This is a genomic window from Kitasatospora sp. NPDC059722, from assembly GCF_042733235.1.
In the GTDB taxonomy this organism is placed as follows: Bacteria; Actinomycetota; Actinomycetes; order Streptomycetales; family Streptomycetaceae; genus Kitasatospora.
This window is the reverse complement of the sequence record NZ_JBHWGD010000012.1, coordinates 100381-125835: the sequence shown is the minus strand read 5'-3', so window position 1 is coordinate 125835 and position 25455 is coordinate 100381. Positions and strand designations below refer to the sequence as shown.

At 73.8% G+C, this 25455-nt stretch carries 22 protein-coding genes, 1 tRNA gene and 1 riboswitch; of the genes, 17 read left to right on the top strand and 6 right to left on the bottom strand.

Features of this window, described 5'->3' with window-relative positions:
- Window positions 1-112: 112 nt before the first annotated feature.
- Complete coding sequence (gene murA, locus ACFV4F_RS10730) at window positions 113-1453, bottom strand: UDP-N-acetylglucosamine 1-carboxyvinyltransferase (protein ID WP_380435420.1); 1341 nt, start codon at window positions 1451-1453, stop codon at window positions 113-115.
- Between the two features lie 289 nt (window positions 1454-1742).
- Here murA and ACFV4F_RS10725 point away from each other — a divergent pair, with 289 nt between their 5' ends.
- The 6 genes from ACFV4F_RS10725 to ACFV4F_RS10700 all read left to right on the top strand — a co-directional run bounded on the left by ACFV4F_RS10725 (window position 1743) and on the right by ACFV4F_RS10700 (window position 9189).
- On the top strand, window positions 1743-2336 hold the full coding sequence (locus ACFV4F_RS10725) for a YqgE/AlgH family protein (protein ID WP_380491206.1): 594 nt from the start codon (window positions 1743-1745) through the stop codon (window positions 2334-2336).
- 62 nt (window positions 2337-2398) lie between these two features.
- On the top strand, window positions 2399-2674 hold the full coding sequence (locus ACFV4F_RS10720) for a DUF3039 domain-containing protein (protein WP_329929182.1): 276 nt from the start codon (window positions 2399-2401) through the stop codon (window positions 2672-2674).
- Between the two features lie 93 nt (window positions 2675-2767).
- Window positions 2768-4378 (top strand): beta-N-acetylhexosaminidase, encoded by a 1611-nt coding sequence (locus ACFV4F_RS10715; RefSeq protein ID WP_380501583.1) that lies wholly within the window; start codon window positions 2768-2770, stop codon window positions 4376-4378.
- 364 nt (window positions 4379-4742) lie between these two features.
- Window positions 4743-5609, top strand: a complete 867-nt coding sequence (locus ACFV4F_RS10710; protein ID WP_359960722.1) for an FAD binding domain-containing protein — start codon at window positions 4743-4745, stop codon at window positions 5607-5609.
- Entirely contained in the window at window positions 5606-6865 is a 1260-nt protein-coding gene (locus tag ACFV4F_RS10705; protein WP_380501581.1) for a 2Fe-2S iron-sulfur cluster-binding protein, read from the top strand. Before ACFV4F_RS10710 ends, ACFV4F_RS10705 begins: the two co-directional genes overlap by 4 nt.
- Window positions 6862-9189 carry a xanthine dehydrogenase family protein molybdopterin-binding subunit gene (locus ACFV4F_RS10700; protein ID WP_380491213.1) on the top strand — a complete coding sequence of 776 codons (2328 nt, stop codon included), beginning with the start codon at window positions 6862-6864 and terminating at the stop codon, window positions 9187-9189. The genes ACFV4F_RS10705 and ACFV4F_RS10700 overlap by 4 nt, the downstream gene beginning before the upstream one ends.
- 284 nt (window positions 9190-9473) lie before the next feature.
- Here the strand turns inward: ACFV4F_RS10700 and ACFV4F_RS10695 are convergent.
- A tRNA-Cys gene (locus ACFV4F_RS10695) sits at window positions 9474-9545 on the bottom strand.
- An 83-nt stretch (window positions 9546-9628) separates the two neighbouring features.
- Window positions 9629-9694: riboswitch (guanidine-III (ykkC-III) riboswitch) on the top strand.
- Between the two features lie 45 nt (window positions 9695-9739).
- Here ACFV4F_RS10695 and ACFV4F_RS10690 point away from each other — a divergent pair.
- Together ACFV4F_RS10690 and ACFV4F_RS10685 are read left to right on the top strand one after the other, a co-directional pair.
- Window positions 9740-10054: an SMR family transporter gene (locus tag ACFV4F_RS10690; RefSeq protein ID WP_359960387.1), complete on the top strand. Its 315-nt coding sequence runs from the start codon at window positions 9740-9742 to the stop codon at window positions 10052-10054.
- 106 nt (window positions 10055-10160) lie between these two features.
- The gene (locus tag ACFV4F_RS10685; protein WP_380501579.1) at window positions 10161-11597 is read left to right on the top strand and encodes an MFS transporter; all 1437 of its coding nucleotides are present in this window, start codon (window positions 10161-10163) and stop codon (window positions 11595-11597) included.
- 3 nt (window positions 11598-11600) lie between these two features.
- Here the strand turns inward: ACFV4F_RS10685 and ACFV4F_RS10680 are convergent, their stop codons facing one another.
- Window positions 11601-12908 (bottom strand): hypothetical protein, encoded by a 1308-nt coding sequence (locus ACFV4F_RS10680; protein ID WP_380501577.1) that lies wholly within the window; start codon window positions 12906-12908, stop codon window positions 11601-11603.
- 461 nt (window positions 12909-13369) lie between these two features.
- On the opposite strand from ACFV4F_RS10680, the gene ACFV4F_RS10675 reads away from it, so the two are divergent.
- The 3 genes from ACFV4F_RS10675 to ACFV4F_RS10665 are packed head-to-tail and all read left to right on the top strand — an operon-like array spanning window position 13370 to window position 17828.
- Complete coding sequence (locus tag ACFV4F_RS10675) at window positions 13370-13957, top strand: class F sortase (RefSeq protein WP_380435292.1); 588 nt, start codon at window positions 13370-13372, stop codon at window positions 13955-13957.
- On the top strand, window positions 13954-15279 hold the full coding sequence (locus tag ACFV4F_RS10670) for an alpha/beta hydrolase (protein ID WP_380435111.1): 1326 nt from the start codon (window positions 13954-13956) through the stop codon (window positions 15277-15279). Before ACFV4F_RS10675 ends, ACFV4F_RS10670 begins: the two co-directional genes overlap by 4 nt.
- Window positions 15276-17828 carry a rhomboid family intramembrane serine protease gene (locus ACFV4F_RS10665; protein ID WP_380491222.1) on the top strand — a complete coding sequence of 851 codons (2553 nt, stop codon included), beginning with the start codon at window positions 15276-15278 and terminating at the stop codon, window positions 17826-17828. Before ACFV4F_RS10670 ends, ACFV4F_RS10665 begins: the two co-directional genes overlap by 4 nt.
- Before the next feature lie 65 nt (window positions 17829-17893).
- Here ACFV4F_RS10665 and ACFV4F_RS10660 read toward each other — a convergent pair whose 3' ends face one another.
- Window positions 17894-18340 (bottom strand): SsgA family sporulation/cell division regulator, encoded by a 447-nt coding sequence (locus tag ACFV4F_RS10660; protein ID WP_380435113.1) that lies wholly within the window; start codon window positions 18338-18340, stop codon window positions 17894-17896.
- 308 nt (window positions 18341-18648) lie between these two features.
- On the opposite strand from ACFV4F_RS10660, the gene ACFV4F_RS10655 reads away from it, so the two are divergent.
- The 5 genes from ACFV4F_RS10655 to ACFV4F_RS10635 all read left to right on the top strand — a co-directional run bounded on the left by ACFV4F_RS10655 (window position 18649) and on the right by ACFV4F_RS10635 (window position 23380).
- Window positions 18649-20481 carry a DEAD/DEAH box helicase gene (locus tag ACFV4F_RS10655; protein ID WP_380491456.1) on the top strand — a complete coding sequence of 611 codons (1833 nt, stop codon included), beginning with the start codon at window positions 18649-18651 and terminating at the stop codon, window positions 20479-20481.
- 272 nt (window positions 20482-20753) lie between these two features.
- Window positions 20754-21041 carry a TM2 domain-containing protein gene (locus ACFV4F_RS10650; protein ID WP_380435114.1) on the top strand — a complete coding sequence of 96 codons (288 nt, stop codon included), beginning with the start codon at window positions 20754-20756 and terminating at the stop codon, window positions 21039-21041.
- A gap of 2 nt (window positions 21042-21043) precedes the next feature.
- Entirely contained in the window at window positions 21044-21481 is a 438-nt protein-coding gene (locus ACFV4F_RS10645) for a DUF2752 domain-containing protein (RefSeq protein WP_380435115.1), read from the top strand.
- A gap of 403 nt (window positions 21482-21884) precedes the next feature.
- Window positions 21885-22535, top strand: coding sequence for a helix-turn-helix domain-containing protein (locus ACFV4F_RS10640; protein WP_359960406.1), 651 nt, complete (start codon window positions 21885-21887; stop codon window positions 22533-22535).
- Between the two features lie 38 nt (window positions 22536-22573).
- Complete coding sequence (locus ACFV4F_RS10635; RefSeq protein ID WP_380435116.1) at window positions 22574-23380, top strand: S16 family serine protease; 807 nt, start codon at window positions 22574-22576, stop codon at window positions 23378-23380.
- 18 nt (window positions 23381-23398) lie between these two features.
- Here the strand turns inward: ACFV4F_RS10635 and ACFV4F_RS10630 are convergent, their stop codons facing one another.
- Complete coding sequence (locus tag ACFV4F_RS10630; protein WP_380435117.1) at window positions 23399-23977, bottom strand: Lrp/AsnC family transcriptional regulator; 579 nt, start codon at window positions 23975-23977, stop codon at window positions 23399-23401.
- Window positions 23978-24179: 202 nt separating this feature from the next.
- Between ACFV4F_RS10630 and ACFV4F_RS10625 the strand changes: the two genes are divergently transcribed.
- Window positions 24180-24740, top strand: coding sequence for a VOC family protein (locus ACFV4F_RS10625; RefSeq protein ID WP_380435118.1), 561 nt, complete (start codon window positions 24180-24182; stop codon window positions 24738-24740).
- Between the two features lie 25 nt (window positions 24741-24765).
- Here ACFV4F_RS10625 and ACFV4F_RS10620 read toward each other — a convergent pair whose 3' ends face one another.
- Window positions 24766-25305 carry a hypothetical protein gene (locus tag ACFV4F_RS10620; protein ID WP_380501575.1) on the bottom strand — a complete coding sequence of 180 codons (540 nt, stop codon included), beginning with the start codon at window positions 25303-25305 and terminating at the stop codon, window positions 24766-24768.
- Window positions 25306-25455 lie beyond the last annotated feature (150 nt).

Below are 25455 nucleotides of genomic sequence, written 5' to 3'. Positions count from 1 at the left end.
TGAATTCTTATTCCCCCCCCCACGGGGCCCGCCAGCCCCCACCCAAAAACCGCCCGACCGCGGGGCCCCCCGCGGGGACCCCCGGCCAAACGCCGTCGGCGGACGCCGCCGGTCAGGCGTCGACCAGCTGCTCGCTGGGCAGCTCGACGTGGGCGCCGAGGTCGCGCAGCTTGTCCATGAAGTTCTCGTAGCCGCGGTTGATCAGGTCGATGCCGTGGACGGTCGAGGTGCCCTCGGCCGCGAGCGCCGCGATCAGGTACGAGAAGCCGCCGCGCAGGTCCGGGATGACCAGCTCCGCGCCCATGAGCTTGGACGGGCCGGAGACGACCGCGGAGTGCAGGAAGTTGCGGGCGCCGAAGCGGCACGGGGTGGCGCCGAGGCACTCGCGGTAGAGCTGGATGTGGGCGCCCATCTGGTTGAGCGCGCCGGTGAAGCCCAGGCGCGACTCGTACACCGTCTCGTGGACGATGGACAGGCCGGTGGCCTGGGTCAGCGCGACCACCAGGGGCTGCTGCCAGTCGGTCTGGAAGCCCGGGTGGACGTCCGTCTCCAGGGCGATCGCCTTGAGCTCGCCGCCCGGGTGCCAGAAGCGGATGCCCTCGTCGTCCACCTCGAAGGCGCCGCCGACCTTCCGGAAGGTGTTGAGGAAGGTCATCATCTCCAGCTGGCGGGCGCCGCGGACGTAGATGTCGCCCTTCGTGGCGAGCGCCGCGCAGGCCCAGGAGGCGGCCTCCAGGCGGTCCGGCAGGGCGCGGTGGGTGTAGCCGCCCAGCTCGTCCACACCGGTGATCAGGATGGTGCGGTCGGTGCCCAGGGTGATGATCGCGCCCATCTTCTGCAGCACGCAGATCAGGTCGACGATCTCCGGCTCGATGGCCGCGTTGCGCAGCTCGGTGACGCCCTCGGCGAGGACGGCCGTGAGCAGCACCTGCTCGGTCGCGCCGACCGACGGGTAGGGCAGCTCGATCTTGGTGCCGCGCAGCCGCTGCGCGGCGACCAGGTAGGTGCCCTGCGGGTGCTTCTCGATGGTGGCGCCGAACTGGCGCAGCACCTCGAAGTGGAAGTCGACCGGGCGGCCGCCGATGTCGCAGCCGCCGAGGCCGGGGATGAAGGCGTGGCCGAGGCGGTGCAGCAGCGGGCCGCAGAACAGGATCGGGATCCGTGAGGAGCCGGCGTGCGCGTCGATGTCGGCGACGTTCGCGCTCTCGACGTGCGACGGGTCGAGGATCAGCTCGCCGTCCTCGTCACCGGTGCGCACGGTCACGCCGTGCAGCTGGAGCAGGCCGCGGACCACCTTGACGTCGCGGATGTCCGGGACGTTGCGCAGTCTGCTGGGGCCCTGGCCGAGGAGGGCGGCGACCATGGCCTTGGGGACCAGGTTCTTCGCACCGCGGACGCGGATCTCGCCTTCGAGCGGGTTTCCGCCGTGGACCAGCAGGACGTCGTCGGTCATCGTTCTCGCAATCCGGGGTGCCAGAGAAATGGGGAAGGGCTCCTGCGAGCCGGTGGTGGAACGTTCGTACGGGCGCGTTCGGGCCCCCGGCGAAACCGAGTCGGCACCGTGTAAAGGCGTCCACCATCCGTAGATGGTAGTGGGCGTCCCGATGGTTCCCGTGAGCCTCTCCCGTGATGGTGCTCTCTTCCGGGGTTCCGGCGCCCGCCGATGCGCCCGTACGGGTGTTCGTCCGGCGTGGCGGGGTTTCGTGTGTTGCGGTGTCCGCGCCCGCCCGTTCTGCGGGATCATGTGTGGCATGACGGCGGCCCATTCGCACGGAGGCCGGTCCCACACCGGCCGTCTGCTCGTCGCGACGCCCGTGCTCACCGATCCGAACTTCGCCCGGGCGGTGGTGCTCCTCCTCGACCACGACGCCGAGGGGGCGCTCGGCGTCGTGCTCAACCGGCCGACGCCCGTCGAGGTGGGCAGCGTGCTGGACGGCTGGGGAAGGCTGGTCGGGCAGCCGGCCGTGGTGTTCCAGGGCGGGCCGGTGGCGCTGGACTCGGCGCTCGGGCTGGCGGTGGCCCCGGGGGAGCCGGGCACCGGCGAGCCGCTCGGCTGGCGGCGGGTGCACGGCGCGATCGGGCTGGTGGACCTGGAGGCGCCGCCCGAGGTGCTGGCCGGCGAACTGGGCGCGCTGCGGATCTTCGCCGGGTACGCGGGCTGGTCGCCCGGCCAGCTGGAGGCGGAGATCGAGAGCGGCGCGTGGTACCTGGTGGACTGCGAGCCGGGGGACATCTCCAGCCCCGAGCCGGAGCGGCTGTGGCGCTCGGTGCTGCGCCGCCAGCGCGGCCCGCTGGCGCTGCTGGCGACCTACCCGGACGACCCGACGCTGAACTGACGGCGGGGGCCGTCGGTGCGACACTGGCCCGGTTTCCCGGGGCGCCCATAGACTTGGCACCTATGAGCACTCTTGAGCCCGAGCGCGGCCTCGGCACCGGCACCCTGGTCGAGCCCGTCCCGCAGGTGTCCAACGGGGACGGCGACCACGAGCGCTTCGCGCACTACGTCCAGAAGGACAAGATCATGGAGAGCGCGCTCTCCGGGTCCCCCGTGGTGGCGCTCTGCGGCAAGGTGTGGGTGCCCGGCCGCGACCCGAAGAAGTACCCGGTCTGCCCGATGTGCAAGGAGATCTACGACGGCATCGGCAAGCCGCAGGGCGGGGACGACGACAAGTAGTCCCGCGGGGCCGCCGCACCGCGCCGTTTTGCATCGTGCGGCGTTTGCGCAGTGGTCTATGCCAATCGTTCCGGGCGCGGGCAGGATGTCGGAATGGACCTCATTCCCGCACCTTCGAGTGCCGTCCGCCGCCCGGGCGAGGACTTCCCCCTCGACGACGCCACGACGCTGACCGCCCCGCCGGCGCTGGCCGGTGCCGCGCACTGGCTGCGCGCGGCGCTGTCCGCCGCCACCGGGCTGCCGTTCGCCCCGGGTGCTCCCGGGGCGGGCGTCGAGCTGGTCCACGACGCCGCCCTGGCCGCCGAGGCGTACCGCATCTCGGTCCGCCCGGGCCGCGCGGTGATCACCGCGGGCGGTCCGGCCGGCGCGCTGTGGGGCGCGCAGACGCTCCGCCGGCTGCTCGGCCCGGACGCCTTCCGCCGGGCCCCGCTGCGCCGCACCGGCTGGGTGCTGCCCGGCGCCGACATCGAGGACGCCCCGCGCTTCGGCTGGCGCGGCGCGCTGCTGGACGTCGCCCGGCACTTCCTGCCCAAGGCGGACGTGCTGCGCTTCGTCGACCTGCTGGCCGTCCACAAGCTCAACGTCCTGCACCTGCACCTGACCGACGACCAGGGCTGGCGGGTGGAGATCAAGCGGTACCCGGAGCTGACCGCGCGCGGTGCGTGGCGGGAGCGCTCGATGGTCGGCTACCGCAGCGCCGGGCGCCGCGACGACCGGCCGCACGGCGGCTTCTACACCCAGGACGACCTGCGCGAGATCGTCGCGTACGCGGCGGAGCGCGGGGTCACCGTCGTGCCGGAGATCGACCTGCCGGGCCACACCCAGGCCGCCGTGGCCGCCTACCCCGAGCTCGGCAACACCGACGTCGTGGACACCTCGGCGCTCGGCGTGTGGACGGACTGGGGCGTGAGCCACAACGTGCTCAACGCCTCCGAGGCGACGCTGCGCTTCTTCGAGGGCGTGCTGGAGGAGGTGCTGGAGCTCTTCCCGTCCGAATTCGTCCACCTCGGCGGCGACGAGTGCCCGAAGGAGCAGTGGAAGGACAGCGCCGCCGCCCGGACGCGCATCCGCGAGCTCGGCCTCGCCAACGAGGACGAGCTGCAGAGCTGGATCATCCGGCACTTCGACCGCTGGCTGGCCGAGCGCGGGCGGCGGCTGATCGGCTGGGACGAGATCCTGGAGGGCGGCCTCGCGCCGGGCGCCGCCGTCTCGTCGTGGCGCGGCTTCGGCGGCGGGATCGCGGCCGCGCGCGCCGGCCACGACGTCGTGATGTGCCCCGAGCAGCACGTCTACCTGGACCACCGGCAGGCGGACGGCCCCGACGAGCCGATCCCGGTCGGGTTCGTCCGGACGCTGGAGGACGTGTACCGCTTCGAGCCGGTGCCCGGGGAGCTGGACGAGGCCGCCGCCCGGCGCGTGATCGGCACCCAGGCCAACCTGTGGAGCGAGTTCACGGACACCGCCAGGGACGTCGACTACCGGGCCTTCCCGCGGCTCGCCGCCTTCGCCGAGGTGGCCTGGTCCGCCCTGCCCGCCGAGCCGGCCGAGCGCGACTACCCGGCCTTCGCGCGCCGGCTGGCGGCACACCTGGAGGTCCTGGACGCGCTCGGCGTCGAGTACCGCCCGGCCGATGGCCCGCACCCGTGGCAGCGCCGGCCCGGAGTGGTCGGCCGTCCGATCGAGGGGCCGCCGCCCGTCCGATAGGCGTTCGGGCCGGGCGGCCGGAATGCCGGGCAGCGGGAATGCCGGGCCGCGGGAATGCGGGGGAGGCGGAACACGGGGAACTTCCGGATGGTCATCCGACGTCAAGAACAGATGAACATCTGTTCCGGTCCGGCCCGGGCCGGGGCAGATAACGCCCGGTATCCGCCCCAAACGGGCAGTCCCGTTCACCGGCCCCGAAGTGATCATCGAGCATTGTGTGCCAGAGTTGCCCAACCCGGCCCGATCGCCCGTACCCTACGGGCCAGGCCGGACTGCTGACGCGGACACCACGGCCGAAGGCCGCGGGCGGCAGGCGATCGATGAGCAAGTGGAGCACGGTGGGACCCAGGTGAACCGGACGATCATGCTGCCGGCCTCGCTCGACGAGGCCGTCGACGCGCTGGCCGCCGCCCCGGCCGCGGTGCCCGTGGCCGGCGCCACCGACCTGATGGAGGCCGTCAACGCCGGCCGGCTGCGCCCCGCCGCCCTCGTCGGCCTCGGCCGGATCACCGAACTGCGCGGCTGGCGCTACGAGGACGGTGGCACCGCCGTGCTCGGCGCCGGCCTCACCCACGCCCGGATGGACCGCCCGGACTTCGCCGCGCTGATCCCCGCCCTCGCCGACGCCGCCCGCACCGCCGGACCCCCGCAGGTCCGCAACGTCGGCACTCTCGGCGGCAACATCGTCACCGCCGCCCCGGCCGGCGACACCCTCCCGGTGCTCGCCGCCCTGGAGGCCACCGTCACCCTCGCCCGGGCCGGCGGCACCCGGGAGGTACCGGTCAGTCACCTCCTCACCGGCCTCGACCCGGTGCGCCCCGGTGAACTGCTCACCTGGGTGCGCGTCCCGCTGCTGCACGCGCCCCAGGTCTTCCTCAAGGCGACCGGCCGCAGCGGCCCGGCCCGCGCCACCGCCTCCGTCGCCCTCGTCCTCGACCCCGCCCGGCGCTCCGTGCGCTGCGCCGTCGGCGCCGTCGCGCCGGTGCCGCTGCGGCCGCTGGAGGCCGAGGCCTGGGTGGCCGGCTGCATCGACTGGGACGGCAGCCGGGAGATCGACCCCGCCGCGACCGCCGCCTTCGGCGAGTACGTCGCCGCAGCCTGCGTCCCCGACGGCTACGGCGCCGAGGGTGCCTGGGAGGCCGTGACCGAGGGGCCGAGCGCGGCCGCCGTTCGGCTACGGCGTACCGTGTCGGTGCTGGCCCGACGGGCACTGGGAAGGGCGCTGAAGTGAGCACAGACCCCATCGACACCCTCGACGCCGACCCGCTCGGCTTCTCCCCGCAGGTCAGCCGTGAGCTGCGCCCCTGCGCCTCCTACACCCTGCGGGTGAACGGTTTCGAACGGCCCGTCACCGACGCCTGGATCGGCGAGAGCCTGCTCTACGTGCTGCGCGAGCGGCTCGGCCTGGCCGGTGCCAAGGACGGCTGCGAGCAGGGCGAGTGCGGCGCGTGCTCGGTGCAGGTGGACGGCCAGCTGGTGGCCGGCTGCCTGGTGCCGGCCGCGCTGGCCGCCGACAGCGAGATCAACACCGTCGAGGGCCTGTCGGCGGGCGGCGGCGCGAGCGACGTGCAGCAGGCGCTCGCCGAGTCCGGCGCGGTCCAGTGCGGCTACTGCGCGCCCGGCATGGCGATGGCCGTGCACGACCTGCTCCAGCGCAACCACCGGCCCACCGAGGTCGAGGCCCGGCAGGCGCTGTGCGGCAACCTCTGCCGCTGCACCGGCTACCGCGGGGTGCTGGCCGCCGTCCAGAGCGTCGCCGACGCGCGCGCCCTGGAGGCTGAGGAGGCGGAGGAGGCCGCGCTCGCCGAGGAGGCCTCCGCCGCTGCCGCGCCCGCCGCCGAAGGGGCCGCCGGGCAGCCGGCCGCCGAGGCGCCCGCGGAGGAGCCCGCCGCCGAACCCCCCGTCTACACCGACGCCGACGCCTGGATCGAGCACGTCCCGCAGCCGCCCGCCGAGGAGCCGGCCGCCGCGGTCCCCGGCCAGGGCCTGCCGTACGGCGCCGACGGCCAGGGCGGCTACGACGGCCAGCACGGCTACGACGGCCAGGGCGGCTACGACACCGGGGTGTACGACACCGGTTCGTACGAGATCCCGGCCGTCCCGCCACAGCCGACCGACGACCAGGTCTACTACCAGTCGCAGGGCTACCCCGAGCAGCCGTACCAGGCCACCCCCGCGCACGGCACCTACCTGCCCGGCGCCGGCTACCCCGAGGGCTACCCCCAGCAGCCCGGCTACGACGGCGGCTACGACGCCCCCGTCTACGAGCCCACCCCCGCCCACGGCACCCCGGTGCCCGGTCCCGGCTTCGACGGCACGCCCGGTCCCGGCTTCGACGGCACGCCCGGTCCCGGCTTCGACGGCGCGCCGTACGTCCCCACGCCCCCGCACGGCGTCACGGCCGAGGGCGGCGCCCCGGCCGGCGTCCCGTACGGCGCCACCCCCGCCCACGGCATCCGGCTCCCCGAGGACGACCACGCATCATGACGTCGCCTACCGACATCGGCGCAGCAACCCAGCAGGACGGCGACGGGGCCGGCGCGCCGGAGCCGTTCGGGCTCGGCAGCTCGCCGCTGCGCAGCGACGCCCTGCCCAAGGCGCTCGGCATCTACCCGTACGCCGCCGACCTGTGGGCCGAGGGGCTGCTGTGGGGCGCGCTGCTGCGCTCGCCGCACCCGCACGCCCGGATCAAGGCCATCGACACCTCGGCCGCGCTCGCCCTGCCCGGCGTGCACGCCGTCGTCACCGCCGCCGACCTGCCGCCCGGCCCGGACGGCCTGCCCGACGGCGCCCCGGCCGGGCCGATCGTCGCCGACCGGCCGGTGCTGGCCTCGGGCGTGGTGCGCCACCACGGCGAGCCGGTGGCCGCGGTGGCCGCCGACCACCCCGACACCGCGCGGCTGGCGGTCGGTCTGATCGTCGTCGAGTACGAGCCACTGGAGGCCGTCACCGACCCCGAGCAGGCCTTCACCGCCCCGCCGCTGCACCCGGACGGCAACCTGTTCCGCCACCTGCCGCTGCGCAGCGGGGACCCGGACGCGGTCGGCGAGATCGTCGTCGAGGGCCTGTACCAGGTCGGCCGGCAGGACCCGGCCCCGCTCGGCGCCGAGGCCGGCCTCGCCGTGCCGCGCCCGGACGGCGGCGTCGAACTGCACCTGTCCTCCACCGACCCGCACGGGGACCGCGACCGCACCGCCGCGTGCCTCGGCCTGGAGCCGGACCGGGTGCGACTGGTCGTCACCGGCGTGCCCGGAGCGACCTCGGACCGCGAGGACCTCTCCTTCCAGGTCACCCTCGCGCTGCTGGCGCTGCGCACCGGCCGGCCGGTGAAGATGACGCTCACCCGCGAGGAGTCCTTCCACACCCACACCTCGCGCCACCCCGCGCTCCTGCGCTACCGCCACCACGCGGACGCCGAGGGCCGGCTGGTGAAGGTCGAGGCGCAGATCCTGCTGGACGGCGGCGCCTACGCGGACGTCTCCGCCGAGGCGCTGGCCGCCGCGACGGCGTTCTCGGTCGGCCCGTACGTCTGCCCGAACGTCTTCGTGGACGCGTGGGCGGTGCGCACCAACAACCCGCCGGCCGGGCGGATGCGCGGCGAGGGCGCGCTGCAGTCCTGCTTCGCCTACGAGTCGCAGCTGGACCAGCTGGCCGCCCGGGTGGGCGTGGACTCGGTGGAGATCCGCCGCCGCAACGCGATGGCCACCGGCGACCCGATGCCCACCGGACAGGCCGTCACGTGCCCGGCGCCGGTGACCGCGCTGCTGGAGGCCGTCGCCGCCGAACCGCTGCCGGCACTGCCGGTGGACGACCCGGACGCCGAGTGGCTGCTGCCGGGCGGGCCCGGCGGCGCCGGCGACCCGGCCGCCGTGCGGCGCGGGATCGGCTACGCCGTCGGCATGGTGCACATGCTCGGCGCCGAGGGCGAGGACGAGGTGTCCACCGCCACCGTGCGGGTCAGCGGCGACCACGCGACCGTGATCTGCGCGGCCGTCGACTCCGGCCAGGGCTTCGCGACGCTGGCCCGGCAGATCGTGCAGACCGTGCTGGGGGTCGGCGAGGTCTACATCGCGCCGGCCGACAGCGACCAGTCGATCGCCGGGCCCTCCGCCCGCGGACGGCACACCTGGGTGTCCGGCGGCGCGGTCGAGCGGGCCGCGCTGATGGTCCGCCACCAGCTGCTCCAGCCGATCGCCGCCAACTTCGGGATGTCGGTGGAGCTGCTCCAGATCGCCGACGGCAAGATCACCTCGTACGACGGGGTGCTCGGCATGCCGGTCGCCGAGGCGCTGGAGGGCAAGGAGCTGTGGGCCACCGCGCAGTGCCGCCCGCACCCGACCGAGCCGCTGGACGAGGCCGGGCAGGGCGACGCGTTCGTCTCCATCGCCTTCTGCGCGATGCGCGCGGTCGTGGACGTGGACATCGAGCTGGGCGCCGTCCGGGTGGTCGAGATGACCGTCGCGCAGGACGTCGGCCGGGCGCTCAACCCGCGGCAGATCGAGGACCGGATCGAGGCGGGCGTGGCCCAGGGCGTCGGCCTGGCGCTGCTGGAGGAGCTGCGCACCGAGGGCGGCGTGCTGCAGAACCCGTCGCTCACCGGCTACCGGCTGCCGACCGCGCTGGACACCCCCGAGGTGCGGATCGCGGCCCTGCTGGAGGAGCGGGACGTGGTCGCGACCTTCGGCGCCAAGGCCGTCAGTGCCGTGCCCGCGGTGGTCGCCCCGGCGGCCGTCGCCGCCGCCGTCCGGGCCGCGACCGGTCTGCCGGTGGGGCGCCTGCCGATCCGGCCGGAGGACGCCGTCGCGGTGTGAGAGAAATGCGGAACGAGGTAATGGGGGGGGGGGATTATTTTTGGCGCCGCGGTTTGATTTGTAGGTGGGGGTGGGGGGGGTTATAAACTGGTTGAGTGGGTGTGTCTGTGTGTGGGGGGTGGGGGGGGGCGGGGGGGGGTGCGGGGGCGGGGGGGGCGGGCTGGTACTCGTGGGCGCGTCGGGCGTCAGCACCGCCCCGGGGGGGCGGGGGGGGGTGTTGAATAAACGGCGCAGGCAGATCGGCCGGGACCAAATAGCCTCCCCCCCGGCAATTCCTTTTACCGAGGCCGTGACGGGATTCGAACCCGTGTGTACCGCTTTGCAGACGGTTCCCTGAGCCTCTCGGGCACACGGCCAGTGAATTCAGGATGGCGGATTCCGTGAATGGGGTCAACGCTGTTTTGTAAATTCTGTATGGCAATGTGTGCTACCGTCGGGGACAAGTGGCGTTTTCCCGCCACTCCGGACGAGCGCGTCGTACCCGGTGACGACAAGACGGCGCAGTTCAGCGGCAATCCGGCCGCTGTGGACTGCGGAGGTTCGTACCGTCATGGCCTGGCTCGTTCTGATCGTCTCGGGTGTCCTGGAAACCGTCTGGGCGGTCGCCCTGGAGTCGTCCAAGGGCTTCACCCGCCTCGTCCCCGGCCTCGTCTTCGGCGTCGCCCTGCTGCTGAGCATGGGCGGACTGGCGTACGCGATGCGCACCATCCCGATCGGCACCGGCTACGCGGTGTGGGTCGGCATCGGCGCGGTCGGCACTGCGCTCTACGGCATGGCCGTCCTGGGCGACGCGGTGACCCTGGCCCGGATCGGCTGCCTGCTGCTGATCGTCTCCGGCGTGGTCGGCCTGAAGGTGCTCCACTGACCCGGTCCCGGGGTGTGTCCCGAGGCGTGTCCTAGGTCCTGCGGCGGAGTCGACCACCGACTCCGGTCAGGGGTCCAAACACCGGACGGCCCTTACGATATTACGTATGACCACTGCCTCCCCCACCTCGGTCGACTCCGCCCCGATACCCGTCGAGAACGACCCCGGCGGCGGGGTGCTCAGCGGCCGCTACCGCGCCCTCACGCTGGGGATCGTGTCGGTGGTCCTGCTGCTCGCCTTCGAGGCGACGGCCGTCAACACCGCGATGCCGGTGGCGGCCCGGCAGCTGGACGGCCTCGGTCTGTACGCCTTCGCCTTCTCCGGCTACTTCACCACCACGCTGTTCGCCCTGGTCGTCTCCGGCCAGTGGTGCGACCGGCGCGGCCCGCTGCAACCGCTGTTCACCGGCATCGCGGTGTTCGGCGCGGGCCTGGTGGTGGCCGGGACGGCGCCGGGGATGTGGCTGTTCGTGGCCGGGCGGGCGGTCCAGGGCCTGGGCGGCGGGCTGGTGATCGTCGCGCTGTACGTCGTGGTCGGCCGGGCCTACCCGGAACGGCTGCGGCCCTCCGTGTTCGCGGCCTTCTCCTCGGCCTGGGTGCTCCCCTCGATCGTCGGACCGGTCGTCTCCGGAGCCGTCACCCAGCACCTGGGCTGGCGCTGGGTGTTCCTGGCCGTGCCGGCGCTGATCCTGCTGCCGCTCGCGGTGATGGGTCCGGCGCTGGCCCGATCGGAGCGCGAGCACCCCGTGCCGAAGGGCGCGGAGTTCGACCGCCGCCGCACCGCGCTGGCCGCGATGGCGGCGCTCGGCGCCGGCCTGCTGCAGTACGCGGGCCAGCGGCTGGACCCGATCGGGCTGCTCCCGGCGGCGGCCGGTGCGGCGCTGCTGCTGCCGGCGGTGCTCGGGCTGCTGCCCCAGGGCACGCTGCGGGCCGGGCGCGGTCTGCCGACGGTGATCCTGCTGCGCGGCGTGGCCGCCGGGGCGTTCTTCGCGGCGGAGGCGTTCATCCCGCTGATGATGGTCACCCAGCGCGGCCTGTCGCCGACGCTGGCCGGGCTCACGCTGACCAGCGGCGGGCTGTCCTGGGCGCTGGGCTCGTGGCTGCAGGGCCGTCCGGGCGCCGAGCGCCACCGCGAGGCGATGATCCGGGGCGGGTTCGTGCTGACCGCGGTGGCGATCGCGGGGGCGGCGCTGGTGCTGGTCCCGGCCGTGCCGGTCTGGGCGGCGGCGGTGGCCTGGGGCGTCGGCGGCATCGGGATGGGGCTGACGGTCGCGAGCGTCAGCGTGCTGATGATGAAGCTGTCCGCGCCGCAGGACGCCGGGGCCAACTCGGCCTCGCTGCAGATGAGCGACGCGCTCGGCAACGTCCTGCTGGTGGGCCTCGCCGGGGTGCTCTTCTCGGCGCTGGGCGGCGGTTCGGTGGCGGTCGCCCACGGGAACGCCGAAGGCGCCGGGTCGCCCGGCGCCTTCGCGGTGATCTTCCTGACGATGACCGGGGTGGCCCTGCTGGGGGCGCTGGTCTCCGGCCGGGTCCGCAGGGCCTGACGGTCAGCCGACGGCGGCGGCCGGGGCGCTGGCGGCGGCGGTGGGGGACGGCGGCGCCGCCGGGGTGCCGAGGAAGCTCTCCCAGCCGCCCGCCGGGGCCTGGCCCGGGGCGAGGGTCTGCAGCTTGCGCAGCACCGCCGGGTCCTGGGCGTCCAGCCAGTCGACCAGCTGGCGGAAGGACACCAGCCGGACCTCGGGCTTGCTCGCGATGGACTTGAAGGCGTCCTCGACGGCGTTCATGTAGATGCCGCCGTTCCACTCCTCGAAGTGGTTGCCGATGATGTACGGCGCCCGGTTGCCGTTGTAGGTGCGGTCGAAGCCCATCAGGTAGGCGTCGCGCGCCTGGGCCTGGAAGCCCGGGTAGAGCGCGGGGTCGGCCTTGGTGTTGGGGCCGCACTGGTTGAACATGATGTTGTAGTCCATCGACAGCACCTGGAAGGTGTGCCCGGGGAACGGGATGGACTGCAACGGGAGGTCCCACAGGGCGCCGCCCTGGATCTTCTGCGGCCAGACCTGGCTGCCGTTGCCGCTGCTGTCGTAGCGCCAGCCGCGCTTGACGGCGGTGGGCAGCAGGTTGCGCTGGCCCTCCAGACACGGGGTCCGGCTGCCGATCAGCTCCTTGCCGTAGTCGAACGGCAGCGCCGGCAGGTCGGTGAACCCGGTGTTCGTCCGCCAGTTCGTCACGAAGTCCATGGCCTGCTGGATCTCGCTGTCCCACTCCTCCGGGGACCACTTCCCGACGCCGGTGGAGCCGCAGAAGTGGCCGTTGAAGTGGGTGCCGATCTCGTGGCCCTCCAGCCAGGCGGCGTGGACGTTCTCCAGCGTGTCGTGGATGTGCTGGTCGCTGAGGTAGCCGATCTCGGAGGCGCCGGCCTTGTGCTGGGGCGGGCGGTAGAGGTCCTTCTTGGACTCCGGCAGCAGGTAGAGGCCGCTGAGGAAGAAGGTCATCGACGCGTTGTGCTCCTGCGCCAGCCGGCGGAAGCGGGCGAACAGGCCGTTGTCGAGCTCGCCGGCGCCGTCCCAGGAGAAGACGACGAACTGTGGCGGGCGCTCGCCCGGCTTGAGCCGGTCGGGGACGGGCTGGCGGGGCTGGGCGCCGGTGTCGGAGGTGGAGCCGTCGCCGATCAGCACGACCTGCGGCTTGGCCGGTGCCGGGGCCGGGGTGGCGGGCGGCTCGGTGGTCCCGGCGGGGGCCGGGGTTCCCGTCGCGTGCTCTCCGCCGCCGGCGGCGGTGGTCCCGCAGCCCGCCACCAGGGCGGCGGCGCCGGCCGCGCCGGCGGCCAGCAGGGTGCGACGGGATAGGGAGTCCATGGTCACTCCGTTCATGAGGCGTTCGGCAGGCGTGCAGGCATGCGAAAGTCCGGTCGGACAAGTGGGGTGATAGAACCCGTGACCGGGTCAGCATGGCATGCGAACGCATTCGGTCTGCGAGTCGCCACGTACGGTCTCAAGTGATCGCCCGATGGATGCAACCGGACGGACTCGCTCCGTCGTCGATGGTGTGCGAGGTCGGACCCGCCGTGCCTGGGTGAGGCGGTACCTCGTCGCGCTCCGTGACGCAGCCACCACTCGGCGCACGGGTGACGGCCCTAGCCCTGCCGTTTGGGGGGGATTGGTATGACCATCGTATGGACGTGCCTTAGGGTCCCGTCCGGTTCAATTGGTTCCCAGGAAACTCCCAGGAATCGGGAAGTCGTCGGCAGAGGGGAGCGCCCGTGGGCGCCCAACAGCGCAGGAGCCCGTGGCCGGGCACCATCGCGGCCGGTGCCGCGATGGTCCTCGGCGCCTGGCTGCTGCACGACGGCGGCCCCGGCGAGCTCCCTCCCGCGCCCGGCGCCGGGCAGTCCCTGAGCGGGTTCGCCCCGGTCTCGGTCGTCCCGCCGCTCGGCCCGTCCGTGCCGACCCGGATCCGCATCCCCGCCGTCAAGCTCGACGCCCCGGTCACCGGTCTCGGCCTGGAGGCCGACGGCCGGCTCCAGGCGCCGCCCGCGGCGGACCGCAACCTCGCCGGCTGGTACCGCGGCGGGGCGACCCCGGGCCAGCGGGGGACCGCCATCGTCGCGGGCCACGTGGACAACAAGAGCGGCCCGGCCGTCTTCTACCATCTGGGTGCTCTCCACCGCGGTGACCGGATCGAATTCGTCCGCGCGGACGGCGCCACCGCCGTCTACCAGCTGTACGCCATCGAAGTGCACGACCGAAAGGACTTCCCGGACGACCGGGTGTACGGACAGGCCGCCGACGCGCAGCTGCGGGTGATCACCTGCGGCGGTGCGTACAGCGAGGAACACGGCTACGAAGGCAATGTCGTGGCCTACGGTTTCCTGGCCGACACCACCCGGCCGGGGAAAGCGGCATGACCCCGATCACCCTCGCCAACCGCTGGAACCCACTCGACTGGCCGCTGACGCACGGCCCGATCCCGTACGCCGTGCTGGCCGCGGGCTGGGGTGCGCTGCTCGTGCTCGCCGTCGCCCGCAACCGCTCGTGGTGGAGCTTCCGGCTGCCGGCCGCGCTGTTCACCGCGGCGGCGATCAGCCTGCTGCTGGGCGTGGTCGTCGACGACTGGTGGCACCCCTTCCCGGAGGGCACCCCGGACTACGTCACGTGGTGGATCGCCGTCGCCCTGGTGGGCTTCTGCCTGGTCGGCTACCGCTTCCGCGGGATCTCCTGGCGGCGCCGCGGGCTCGTGCTCGGCCTCGGCTCGCTGGTGCTGCTGATGTCCGCGTCGCAGATCAACATCGGCTTCGGCCAGTACCCGAACGGCAAGATCATGCTGGCGCCGTTCCTCACCGACACCGGGGCGAAGATCGCCCCGAAGGTCGCCGAGACCGCGAGCGCGCCGCCGGACAAGGCGCTCTCGGAGGTCTGGACGCGCCCGCCCGGCCTGCCCGCCAAGGGCACCGTCTCGCAGGTGTACATACCCGGGGCCAAGTCCGGCTTCGTCGGCCGCAGCGCCTACGTCTACCTGCCGCCCGCCTACCAGGCCAGCCCGCGGCCGCTGCTGCCGGTGCTCGTGCTGATCACCGGTCAGCCCGGAACGCCCGGGGACTGGGTGCTCAACGCCCAGGTGAACGAGTCGCTGGACGCGTTCGCGGCGGAGCACGGCGGCCTCGCACCGATCGTCGTGATGCCCGACCAGCTGGGCTCTACCTGGGGGAACACGCTCTGCATGGACTCGAAGATCGCGAAGGCGCAGACCTACCTCGCCGCCGACGTCCCCGACTGGATCGACAAGCACCTGCAGACCGCCAAGGGCCGGGGGTCCTGGGCCGTGGGCGGCGCCTCGATGGGCGGCACCTGCGCCCTCCAGCTCGGCATCAACGCGCCCGACGTCTACGGCACCGTCCTCGACATGTCCGGCCAGGAGGAGCCCACCCTGGGCACCCGGGACGAGACCGTCAGGAAGGCCTTCGGCGGTGACCAGGCCAAGTTCGAGGCCGTCGACCCGCTCTCGGTGATGGCCCACCGCAAGTTCCCCGACACCAACGTCGCGATCGTCGTCGGCCGCTGGGACAACGACTTCCGGTCGGGAATGGAGAAGGTCTACCAAGCCGTCCAGACGGCGGGTATGAAGGCCAAGTTCGACCTGGTCCAGGGCGGGCACGGCTGGGGGGCCTGGCGGATCGGCATCGCCGAGCAGCTGCCCTGGATCGCCCGCCAGACCGGGCTGCTCAAGTGAGCCGCACCCAGGCGGCCGCAGCCGTCGTCGCCAGGCCGGAGGTGGTCGTGGACCAGGAGCCGGTCACCCGTACGCCCGTCACCCGCACCCCGGAGCCGCGGCCGCAGCGCGTGCGCCGGACCGCCCGGCTGGTCGGTGCTCGGCTGCGCTCGGCCCCGCTGACGATGGGGGCGCTCGTCGTCCTGTGGGGCGTCGGCGCGGCCACCGGGAGCCTGTCCGGCGGGCCGTCGGGCCGCGTGCTCCGGCAGGCCGGGACCGGCGTGCAGACGCTCTCCGAGGGCCGCTGGTGGACGCCGTTCACCTCGCTGTTCTGGTGCGCCGGGATCGGCGCGTACGTGTTCACCAGCCTGCTGCTGCTGCTCGTCGGCCCGGCCGCCGAGCGGCGGCTCGGCCGGTGGCGCACCCTCGGGGTGCTGGTCGTGGGGCAGGCCGCGGGCACCCTGCTCGGCACCGCGCTGGTCGCGGCCGGCTCCCGGGCCGGCGAGCAGTGGACCGACTCGGTGGTCGACCAGGTCGCGATCGGCCCCGGCCCCGGCCTGTTCGCCCTGGCCGCGGTGCTCGGCTACCGGCTCACCGTGCTGTGGCGCCGCCGGATGCACCTGCTGGTGCTGCTCGTGCCGCTGGTCATGACGCTGTACGTCGGTCACCTGCAGAGCGTCCAGCGGTGCGCCGCCGCGCTGCTCGGGCTCGGCGCGGGCGCGCTGCTCACCCGCGGGCGGCTGCTGCTGCGCACCCACCGCTCCTCGCACACCGAGACCCGGGTGCTGGTGGCGCTGTGCCTGGTCGCCGCCGCCTTCGGCCCGCTGATCGCCTCGCTGTACGACAACGCGGCCGGGCCGTTCAACACCTTCTCCGAGCTGTACTTCTCGCACCGGCTCAGCCCCGAGGAGGTCGCCGACTTCTGCGCGATGTCGGTGCACGACTGCGCCCGCGCGCACGCCGTCGAGCGGATCTTCGACACGCCGGGCCGGCTGATGGCGGCGCTGTTCCCGGCGCTGCTGCTGGTGCTCGCCGAGGGGCTGCGCCGCGGGCTGCGGTTCGCCTGGCGGATCACCGTCGTCACCGAACTGCTGTGGGTGGCGCTGCTGGTGTGGCTGTACAACGACTCCGGGCCGGACGCCGGGGACGTGATCCAGTACTTCGTCGAGGCGCTGCTGCTGCCGCTGCTGACCACGGCCCTGCTGCTCGCCACCCGCCAGCGGTTCCGGCTGCGGCTGGCGGGCCGGGCGGTCCGCCGGCTGGCGGTCGTCCTGGGCGGCGCCGCGCTCGCGGCCGCCGCGGCGTACACGGTCCTCGGGGTGCTGGTCGCCGGCCAGTTCGAGCCCGGGGCCACGTTCCGCGGGCTGGTGCACGGCCTGCCCGCGCAGTTCCTGCCGCCCGCCTACAACGACCTGCTGCCGGACTACCCGATCGCGGTCGGTCCGGTGGCGCGGTTCCTGGAGACGTACTGCGGGCTGGCGTTCTGGGCGGTCGCGCTGACCGCGCTGCTGCTGGCCTTCCGCCGGCCGGTGGTCCACACGGACGCCGCGGCCGCGGAGCGGGCCCGCGCGCTGCTGACCGCGCACGGCGGCGGGACGCTGTCCTTCATCACCACGTGGGACGGCAACCACTACTGGTTCGACGAGGAGGGCCGGGCGGCCGTCGCCTACCGGGTGCTCAACACGGTGGCGCTGACCACCGGGGACCCGTTCGGCGAGCCCGCGGCCCGCGCCGGGGCGGTGGCCGGCTTCGCGCGCTACTGCGACGCGCGCGGCTGGACCCCGTGCTTCTACAGCGTCTCCCGGGACACCAGGGCCGCCGCCGAGCAGCTCGGCTGGCGCTCGGTGCAGGTCGCCGAGGACACCGTGGTCGCGCTGCCCGAGCTGGCCTTCACCGGCCGCAAGTGGCAGGACATCCGCACGGCCCTCAACAAGGCGGGCAAGCAGGGCATCACCGCCGAGTGGTGGGCCTACCACGAGGCGCCGCTCGCGCTGAAGGACCAGATCCGCTCGATCTCGGAGGAGTGGGTCTCCGAGAAGGGCCTGCCCGAGATGGGCTTCACGCTCGGCGGCCTGGAGGAGCTGGACGACCCGGACGTCCGGGTGCTGGTGGCGGTGGACGAGCAGGGCGTCGTGCACGGGCTGACCAGCTGGATGCCGGTGTACGAGGACGGCGTGCCGGTCGGCTGGACGCTGGACTTCATGCGTCGGCGCTCGGACGGCTTCCGCGGCGTGAACGAGTTCCTGATCGCCTCGGCCGCGCTCGGCTTCAAGGAGGAGGGCGCGCGCTTCCTGTCGCTGTCCGGCGCGCCGCTGGCCCGCTCGGGGCAGGACGAGCCCACCGGGCTGCAGCGGATGCTGGACTGGATGGGCCGGGTGCTGGAGCCGGTGTACGGGTTCCGCTCGCTGCTCGCGTTCAAGTCCAAGTTCCAGCCGGAGTACCGGCCGATGTTCATGGCCTACCCCGACCCGGCCGGGCTGCCCAGCATCACCCGGGCGATCGGCAAGGCCTACCTGCCGCACCTGACGGCGGCGCAGGGGGTCCGGCTGATGCGCCGGCTGTCGGGCTGACCGGGAGCGGTGCGGGCGGTCGCCGGCCGCGGGCGCGGGGGCGCTCGCGGACGCCGGTCCGCCGGTCAGCCGAGCAGCTCGGCGAGTGCGCGGTCGGCGTCCAGGTGCAGGTGCTCCTCGCCCTCCGGGACGAGCAGCCGGCTGCGCCACAGGAAGCGGCGCAGGTCGGCGGTGTCGAACCGGAGCAGCGCGGTGCCCTCCGGGGCCCGCAGCTCGACCATGGTGCGGCGTCCGGCGGCGGGGCGGACGTGGACGTCGCCGAGCCCGGCGGGCAGCTCCAGGCCCGCCGAGAGCAGGTGGCGGGCGAACACCCAGACGATGTCGTCGGCGGCCTCCGCGCCGTCGCGGGGGCCGTCGGCGGGCTCGTCGAGGGAGAACTCCGCGGGGAAGCCCATCCGGACGGCGAGCGGGTCCTCCGGGCGGTAGGCGAGGGTGACCCGCAGGCGGACCGAGCGGTGGAGGGTGAGGAGCAGGCGGGCCTGGACGGTCTCTTCGACGGCGCTGTGGTGCACGGCAGGGTCCTTTCGGGGGTCGGGCGGGGCCTCGGTGGGGCGGCCCCACACCGGTGAGAGCGGGGGGACGGCTTCCGCTTACGTGGTTCAGGGGGTTTTTCGATGTGACCTGCGTCACGTCGATTTCCGGCCGTCCGCCGGCCGCGGGGCTCCCGGGCGGAGCCGGGTCGGAGCGCTGGAACGGTGCCGGGGCCGGTAGGCTGGGCGGGTTGTCCGATCGCCGCCCGACTGCGGGAGGAGGCCGCAAAACCGCCTCTGACCTGCGATGATCCCCTTCGGAGCCCGTGAGTACCGCCGCCGCCTCCTCGATGCCGCTCTTCTCCGACGTGTCGGAGCCGGACGCTCCCGTCCGGGCCGCCGGCCATGCCGCACCCGCCTCCTCGCACCACCTCTCGCCGGCCTTCCCCGGCCGTGCCCCCTGGGGTACGGCGGGCAAGCTGCGTGCCTGGCAGCAGGGGGCGCTGGACAAGTACATCGAGACGCAGCCGCGCGATTTCCTCGCGGTCGCCACCCCGGGCGCGGGGAAGACCACCTTCGCGCTCACCCTCGCCTCGTACCTGCTGCACAACCACCTCGTGCAGCAGGTGACCGTCGTCGCGCCGACCGAGCACCTGAAGAAGCAGTGGGCCGAGGCCGCCGCGCGCATAGGCATCAGGCTGGACCCGGCGTACTCGTCCGGGCCGCTCTCCCGGGACTACCACGGCATCGTGGTCACCTACGCGGGCGTGGGGGTGAACCCGATGCTGCACCGCAACCGGACCGAGGCCCGCAAGACCCTCGTGATCATGGACGAGATCCACCACGCCGGTGACTCGAAGTCCTGGGGCGAGGCCTGTTTCGAGGCCTTCGAGCCGGCCGCCCGGCGGCTCGCGCTGACCGGTACGCCGTTCCGCTCGGACACCAACCCGATCCCGTTCGTCCAGTACGAGGCGGGCGGCGACGGCATCCGCAAGTCCGTCGCCGACTACACCTACGGTTACGGGCACGCGCTCGCCGACCACGTCGTGCGCCCGGTGATCTTCCTCAGCTACAGCGGCAACATGCGCTGGCGCACCAAGTCCGGCGACGAGCTGGAGGCCCGGCTCGGCGAGCCGATGACCAAGGACCTGATCGCCCAGGCCTGGCGCACCGCGCTGGCCCCGCAGGGCGAGTGGATCCCGTCCGTCCTCCAGGCCGCCGACCGGCGGCTGACCGAGGTCCGCAAGGCCATCCCGGACGCCGGCGGGCTCGTCATCGCCACCGACCAGACGGTGGCCCGCGCCTACGCCAAGATCCTGCGCGAGATCAGCGGCGAGAAGGTCACCCTGGTGCTCTCGGACGAGGCCGAGGCGTCCAAGCGCATCTCCGACTTCTCGGCGGGCACCTCCCGCTGGATGGTCGCGGTCCGCATGGTGTCCGAGGGCGTCGACGTGCCCCGGCTGGCCGTCGGGGTGTACGCGACCTCGATCTCCACCCCGCTGTTCTTCGCCCAGGCCGTGGGCCGCTTCGTGCGCGCCCGCAAGCGCGGCGAGACGGCCTCGGTCTTCCTGCCGACCATCCCGATGCTGCTGGGCTTCGCCAACGAGATGGAGCTCCAGCGGGACCACGTGCTGGACCGCCCCAAGAAGGAGGGCGAGGGCCTGTTCGACGAGGAGGACCGGCTGCTCGCCGAGGCCGAGCGGGCCAACGACGGCCCGGACGGCGCCGGCGGCGACGAGTTCTCCTACGAGGCGATCGGCTCCGACGCGGTCTTCGACCGGGTGCTGTACAACGCCATGGAGTTCGGCATGCAGGCCCACCCGGGGAGCGAGGAGGAGGAGGACTACCTCGGCATCCCGGGCCTGCTGGAGCCGGACCAGGTGCAGATGCTGCTCCAGAAGCGCCAGCACCGCCAGATCCAGCGCAGCAAGACCAAGCCCGCCGAGGAGGCCGACCTGCTGGAGCTGCCGGCCGAGCAGCGGCCGGTCGTCACCCACCAGGAACTGCGCGAACTGCGCAAGGAGTTGAACGCCCTGGTGGCGGCCTGGCACCACCGCACCAGCCAGCCGCACGGCACGATCCACAACGAGCTGCGCCGTGAGTGCGGCGGCCCGCTGACCGCCCAGGCGACGGCGAATCAGCTGAAGGCGCGGATCGCCCGAATCCGGGAATGGGCGAAGTAACGGTACGTCAGTGGATTCCTCCCGTTCGGTAAGGGGGGAATCCGGAGCGCGGTAACGCGTTATGACATTCCGGTATAGCTGGTGGAATTGTCGGGGCGATCGGTGTGATCATCCGATAGTGTTCCGCGTGCCGCGCTGCCACCGGACCCGTCCGTGCTGCGCGCCGACCCGACCGGGCCGGCCGTCAGCGACGGTGGAACGGCGGGCACCTCACCACCCGGCAGGCGACGGATCTCGCGGTCGGGCCAGTCAGACCAAGGAGCACAGCGAACGTGTCGTACCCCCCTCAGCCCGGCCAGCCGTACCCGGGCCAGCCGTACCCCGGTCAGCCGTACCCGGGCCAGCCGGAGTACTCGGACAAGTCGAAGATCGTCGCGGGCATCCTGCAGCTCTTCCTCGGCGGGTTCGGCATCGGCCGCTTCTACACCGGTCACATCGGCATGGGCATCGCCCAGCTCCTGACCTGCGGTGGTTTCGGCTTCTGGGCCCTGATCGACGGCATCATGTTCCTGGTCAGCAACGACCGCACGGACGCCCAGGGCCGTCTGCTGCGCGGCTGACCTTGAGCACGCCACGCACGGCACGCCGCCCCGGCTCCGGCCGGGGCGGCTTCGCCGTGCCCGCGCGCCTGCGCACCGCGGGCCCGCCGCTGGCCGTGCTCCTCGGCGGCCTGGCCGGCTCGGCCTACCTGTGGTCGCGCGACCCCCACCTGCCCGGGCAGGCGCTGCCGTTCTGCCCCTGGCGCCGGATCACCGGCCTGCAGTGCCCCGGCTGCGGCGGCACCCGGATGACCTACGACCTCCTGCACGGCGACCTCGCGGCCGCGTTCCACGACAACGCGATGCTGCTGATCTCCCTCCCGCTGGTCGCCCTGATGTACGTGACCTGGCTGCGCGAGGGACTGGCCGGCCGCAGCTGGCGGCCGCCGCTCGGGCGGCGCGGCACGGCGGCGGTGCTCGGCACCGCGGTGGCCTGGACGGTGCTGCGCAACCTCTGGTGAGCGGCCCCGCGCCCGCGGCGGAAACGGCTCCCGCGGCCCGGCCCCCCGAGGCCCCCGACACTCCGGAGTGTCCGGACTTCGGACTGTGCTCGAACTAGCGGTCGGGTGGGGCGGTCGATATGCGGCATTCTGCCCCGATTCGTTCCGGGTGCCGCAATCGATCACGACCGAATTTTGGACAACCACTTCCGTCGCGACATTTCCTTCACTACCTTTCCCACACGCTCTTCCGCCGGGTCACCCCCGAGAGACGGGCGCCGCAGGGCTCGCACGGGCGTCATGGATTCGCACCGCGATTCGCACTGCGCGACCCGAGCGCGGCCACCCCCCCATCTGCGCGCGAAACCCCGCCCCGGGCCGGCCCCCACCGGTCCGTGAGCCGCCGCGGAAAGGAATGCCCGTCGTGACAGCCGAGACCTCCCAGACCCTGGACCGTGGCGTCCGGGTGCTCAAGCTCCTCGCCGACTCCGAGCGCGGCCTCACCGTCACCGAACTGGCCGCCCGGCTGGCCGTCAACCGGACCGTCGTCTACCGGCTGCTGGCCACCCTCGAACAGCACGGACTCGTCCGCCGCGACATCGGCGGCCGGGCCCGGGTCGGCCTCGGCGTGCTGCGCCTGGCCCACCGGGTGCACCCGCTGCTGCGCGAGGCCGCCCTGCCGGCCCTGCGCAGCCTGGCCGAGGACCTCGGCGCCACCGCCCACCTCACCCTGGTGGACGGCAACGAGGCGCTCGCGGTCGCCGTCGTCGAACCGAGCTGGACGGACTTCCACGTCGCCTACCGCACCGGCCTGCGCCATCCGCTCACCGAGAGCGCCGCGGGCCGGGCGATCCTGGAGGCGCGCACCTTCCCCCACCAGCGGCGGCCCGAGCAGGGCTTCGTCATCACCCGTGCGGAGGAGCAGTCCGGGGCGTGCGGCGCCGCCGCCGCGCTGCTCGGGCTGAGCGGCGTCGAGGGCAGCGTCGGCGTGGTGATGCTGAACGGGCTGGTGCCCGAGCGGGTCGGGCCCCGGGTCGTCGAGGCCGCCACCGAGGTCGCCGACGCCCTGCGGTAGTGCCCGGGCGGGACGTCCGGTGTGTTTGGATTCCTCCTGTGTCCGACTCCAAGCTGACCAAGGCCCTGACCGCCCCGCGCACCCGTGCGCTCACGCTCTGCGGGGTGCTGGTCGCCGCGCTGTTCGGGGTGGCCGGGTTCGTCCCGCTGCCGTACACGCTGACCTGGCCCGGCGTGACCGCGGACACCCTCGGCAGCTACCACGACAAGCCCGTGCTCACCATCACCGGGGCGCCGCTGCGCACCACCGGCGGCGAGCTGCGGATGGTCACCATCTCGGCCACCAACCCGGGGGAGCGGACCACCCTCTGGCGCTCCCTGGAGGCCTGGGTCGACCCGAACGAGGCGGTGCGCCCGACCGAGTCGGTGTACCCGCAGAGCAACCCGGCCAAGGCCGAGCAGGAGACGGCGCAGCAGATGACCGAGTCGCAGGACAGCGCGACCACGGCCGCGCTCGCCTACCTGCACCTGTCGCCGGACCAGGTCAAGGTGAAGGTCGACCTCGGCGACGTGGGCGGCCCGAGCGCCGGCCAGATGCTGGCGCTCGGGATCATCGACAAGCTGGCCGGCGACGGCAAGGGCGGCGACCTCACCGGCGGGCTGACCATCGCGGGCACCGGCACCATCGACGACCAGGGCAACGTCGGGGCGGTGGGCGGCGTGCCGCTGAAGACGCAGGCGGCCGCGCGGGACGGTGCGACGGTGTTCCTGCTGCCCAAGGACGAGTGCACGGACGCCGGCGTGAACAAGCCCGCGCAGCTGCGGCTGGTGCCGGTCGGCACGCTCGCCGAGGCGGTCTCGGCGCTGGACGCGCTCAAGAGCGGCGGCAGCGTTCCGTCCTGCTGAGCGCCGACCGGGTTCCGGCTATTCGGCGGCGGCCTGGTCCACCAGCGGCAGGATGCGGTAGGGGACCGGGTTCTCCAGGGCGATCGCCGTCGAGGAGCGGACGATCCCGTCGAAGCCCACCACGCGGTCGATCACCCGCTGGAGGTCGGCGTTGGAGCGGGCCACGATCCGCACCATCATGTCCCCGGCCCCGGTGATCGTGTGCAGTTCCAGCACCTCGGGCACGCTCGCCAGGTGGGCCCGGACGTCCGCGCCCTGGCCCTGGGAGATCTCCAGGGTCGCGAAGGCCGTCACGGGGTAGCCCAGCGCGGCCGGGTCCACCTCGGGGCCGAAGCCGCCGATCACGCCCTTGGCCTGGAGCCGGTCCAGCCGGGCCTGCACGGTGCCGCGGGCCACCTGGAGGCGGCGCGAGCACTCCAGCACGCCGATCCGGGGCTCCTCGGCGAGCAGGCGGATCAGCCGGCCGTCCAGCGCGTCGATCGCGTCGTTCGTGCCGCCGGCCGGGCCGGTGGCGGTGGCGGACGCGGTGGCGGAAGGGCCCTGCGGGGTGGGGGAGTTGGGCGAGCCGGGCGAGCTCGGGGAGTGGTCGGGGGGCATCGCGGCTCCGTCCTCCGGTGGGCATTCTGTACAGCGGTGCGGCCGATTCTCCCGCCCCGGCGCACAGCTTGACCAGGATGAAACGGAACAGTTGCGCGCAGGTCGGCCCGGCGCCACCCTCCAGCCACGAACCCGTGCCGCCGGGCCCCACACCGGCGGGCGGGGGACCGTCGTGGTCCCGTACGCCCACCGGGAGGACGTCATGACCGACACCGCAGCCGGACCCCTCCGGCGGCCGAGGCCCTCCGGGAGACCGGTCGGGCTCGCGGCCCGGGGCGAGGAGCCCGACCTCGTCCCGATGGGCCGCGCCGACGCGGTGGTCTTCGCGGTCGGCGACGCCGAGCGGGCCGCCCGGCGCTACACGGAGGCGCTCGGCCTGCGCTGCACCGCCTACGCGGGGCCGGAGACCGGCGAACCGGAGACCGTCTCCTACGTGCTGGACGCGCCCGGCACCCGGTTCGTGATCACCTCGCTGGTGCAGGTGATCGGCCCGCGCGGGCGGGAGCTGGCCCGGCACCTGGCCCGCCACGGGGACGGCGTGCTGGACCTCGCGGTGGCCGTGCCGGACGTGTACTACGCGTACGACTACGCGGTGGACCGGGGCGCGGTCTCGCTCGCCGAGCCGTACGTCGTGCGGGACCGGCACGGCACGGTGGCGCTCGCCGCGATCGGGATGCCCGGCGGGACCCGGCACACGCTGGTGGACCGCTCGCGCTACGCCGGGCCGTACCTGCCGGGGTACGTGCCGTTCCGGGGCTGGTGAGCCCGGGGGCCCGGCCGGCGGGGCGTCAGCGGACCGCCGTCTCGACGATCGGCGGGTGGCCGTTCCAGTAGACGAACACCGAGTTGGCCTGGTTGTCCTTGGTGAAGTCCACCCGCATCCACTGGTCGCCGTTCCACACCTGCATCTGCCAGCCCGGGTCCGGGGTGGCCGAGACGAGCGAGGCCCGGTCCGGGCGGATGTCCAGGGCGACCCGGCCGCCGGGCACCGGGTAGCTCTTCACCGAGGACGTCGCCGTGGTGGCCGCGGGCACCGGGCGGCGCGAGGCCGGCGGGGCGGCGGCCGTGGAGGCCGGCGCGCGGGACGCCGTGGCGGACGGGGAGACGGGCTGGGCGGACACGTCGGGCTGCGGCGCGGACCGCTCCTCGCCCGGGCTCGCGGTCGGCGTGCGCGGGCCGCCGCCGGTGGCCGGGGAGGGCAGCGGCAGGGCCTTGGGCTGCTCGAACGCGTCGCCGGTCAGCACGGCGTGCACGCCGAACCAGGACAGCGCCACCGCCGCCCCGGTGGCCGCCGCCCAGGCGCCGAGTTGTACCAGTCCGTTCCGCATCGTGCGGACATCCTGCCGTACTCCGTGCCCGGGCGGACCGGCACCCCCGTTAATAGGAAGGGGAGTTGCACAATGTCTGGGCCGCGCCCCCGCCGCCCCCCGACCGACCCCCGAGGTACAGACCAGTGACCGCCCATGGCGTACCGTGCA

What these genes read in the sequence shown, in the direction of transcription:
- murA (WP_380435420.1), bottom strand. Translation starts at nt 1,453, where the DNA reads ATGACCGACGACGTCCTGCTGGTCCACGGCGGAAACCCGCTCGAAGGC.
- ACFV4F_RS10725 (WP_380491206.1), top strand. Translation starts at nt 1,743, where the DNA reads ATGTGTGGCATGACGGCGGCCCATTCGCACGGAGGCCGGTCCCACACC.
- ACFV4F_RS10720 (WP_329929182.1), top strand. Translation starts at nt 2,399, where the DNA reads ATGAGCACTCTTGAGCCCGAGCGCGGCCTCGGCACCGGCACCCTGGTC.
- ACFV4F_RS10715 (WP_380501583.1), top strand. Translation starts at nt 2,768, where the DNA reads ATGGACCTCATTCCCGCACCTTCGAGTGCCGTCCGCCGCCCGGGCGAG.
- ACFV4F_RS10710 (WP_359960722.1), top strand. Translation starts at nt 4,743, where the DNA reads ATGCTGCCGGCCTCGCTCGACGAGGCCGTCGACGCGCTGGCCGCCGCC.
- ACFV4F_RS10700 (WP_380491213.1), top strand. Translation starts at nt 6,862, where the DNA reads ATGACGTCGCCTACCGACATCGGCGCAGCAACCCAGCAGGACGGCGAC.
- ACFV4F_RS10690 (WP_359960387.1), top strand. Translation starts at nt 9,740, where the DNA reads ATGGCCTGGCTCGTTCTGATCGTCTCGGGTGTCCTGGAAACCGTCTGG.
- ACFV4F_RS10685 (WP_380501579.1), top strand. Translation starts at nt 10,161, where the DNA reads ATGACCACTGCCTCCCCCACCTCGGTCGACTCCGCCCCGATACCCGTC.
- ACFV4F_RS10680 (WP_380501577.1), bottom strand. Translation starts at nt 12,908, where the DNA reads ATGGACTCCCTATCCCGTCGCACCCTGCTGGCCGCCGGCGCGGCCGGC.
- ACFV4F_RS10675 (WP_380435292.1), top strand. Translation starts at nt 13,370, where the DNA reads ATGGTCCTCGGCGCCTGGCTGCTGCACGACGGCGGCCCCGGCGAGCTC.
- ACFV4F_RS10670 (WP_380435111.1), top strand. Translation starts at nt 13,954, where the DNA reads ATGACCCCGATCACCCTCGCCAACCGCTGGAACCCACTCGACTGGCCG.
- ACFV4F_RS10655 (WP_380491456.1), top strand. Translation starts at nt 18,649, where the DNA reads ATGCCGCTCTTCTCCGACGTGTCGGAGCCGGACGCTCCCGTCCGGGCC.
- ACFV4F_RS10630 (WP_380435117.1), bottom strand. Translation starts at nt 23,977, where the DNA reads ATGCCCCCCGACCACTCCCCGAGCTCGCCCGGCTCGCCCAACTCCCCC.
- ACFV4F_RS10625 (WP_380435118.1), top strand. Translation starts at nt 24,180, where the DNA reads ATGACCGACACCGCAGCCGGACCCCTCCGGCGGCCGAGGCCCTCCGGG.
- ACFV4F_RS10620 (WP_380501575.1), bottom strand. Translation starts at nt 25,305, where the DNA reads ATGCGGAACGGACTGGTACAACTCGGCGCCTGGGCGGCGGCCACCGGG.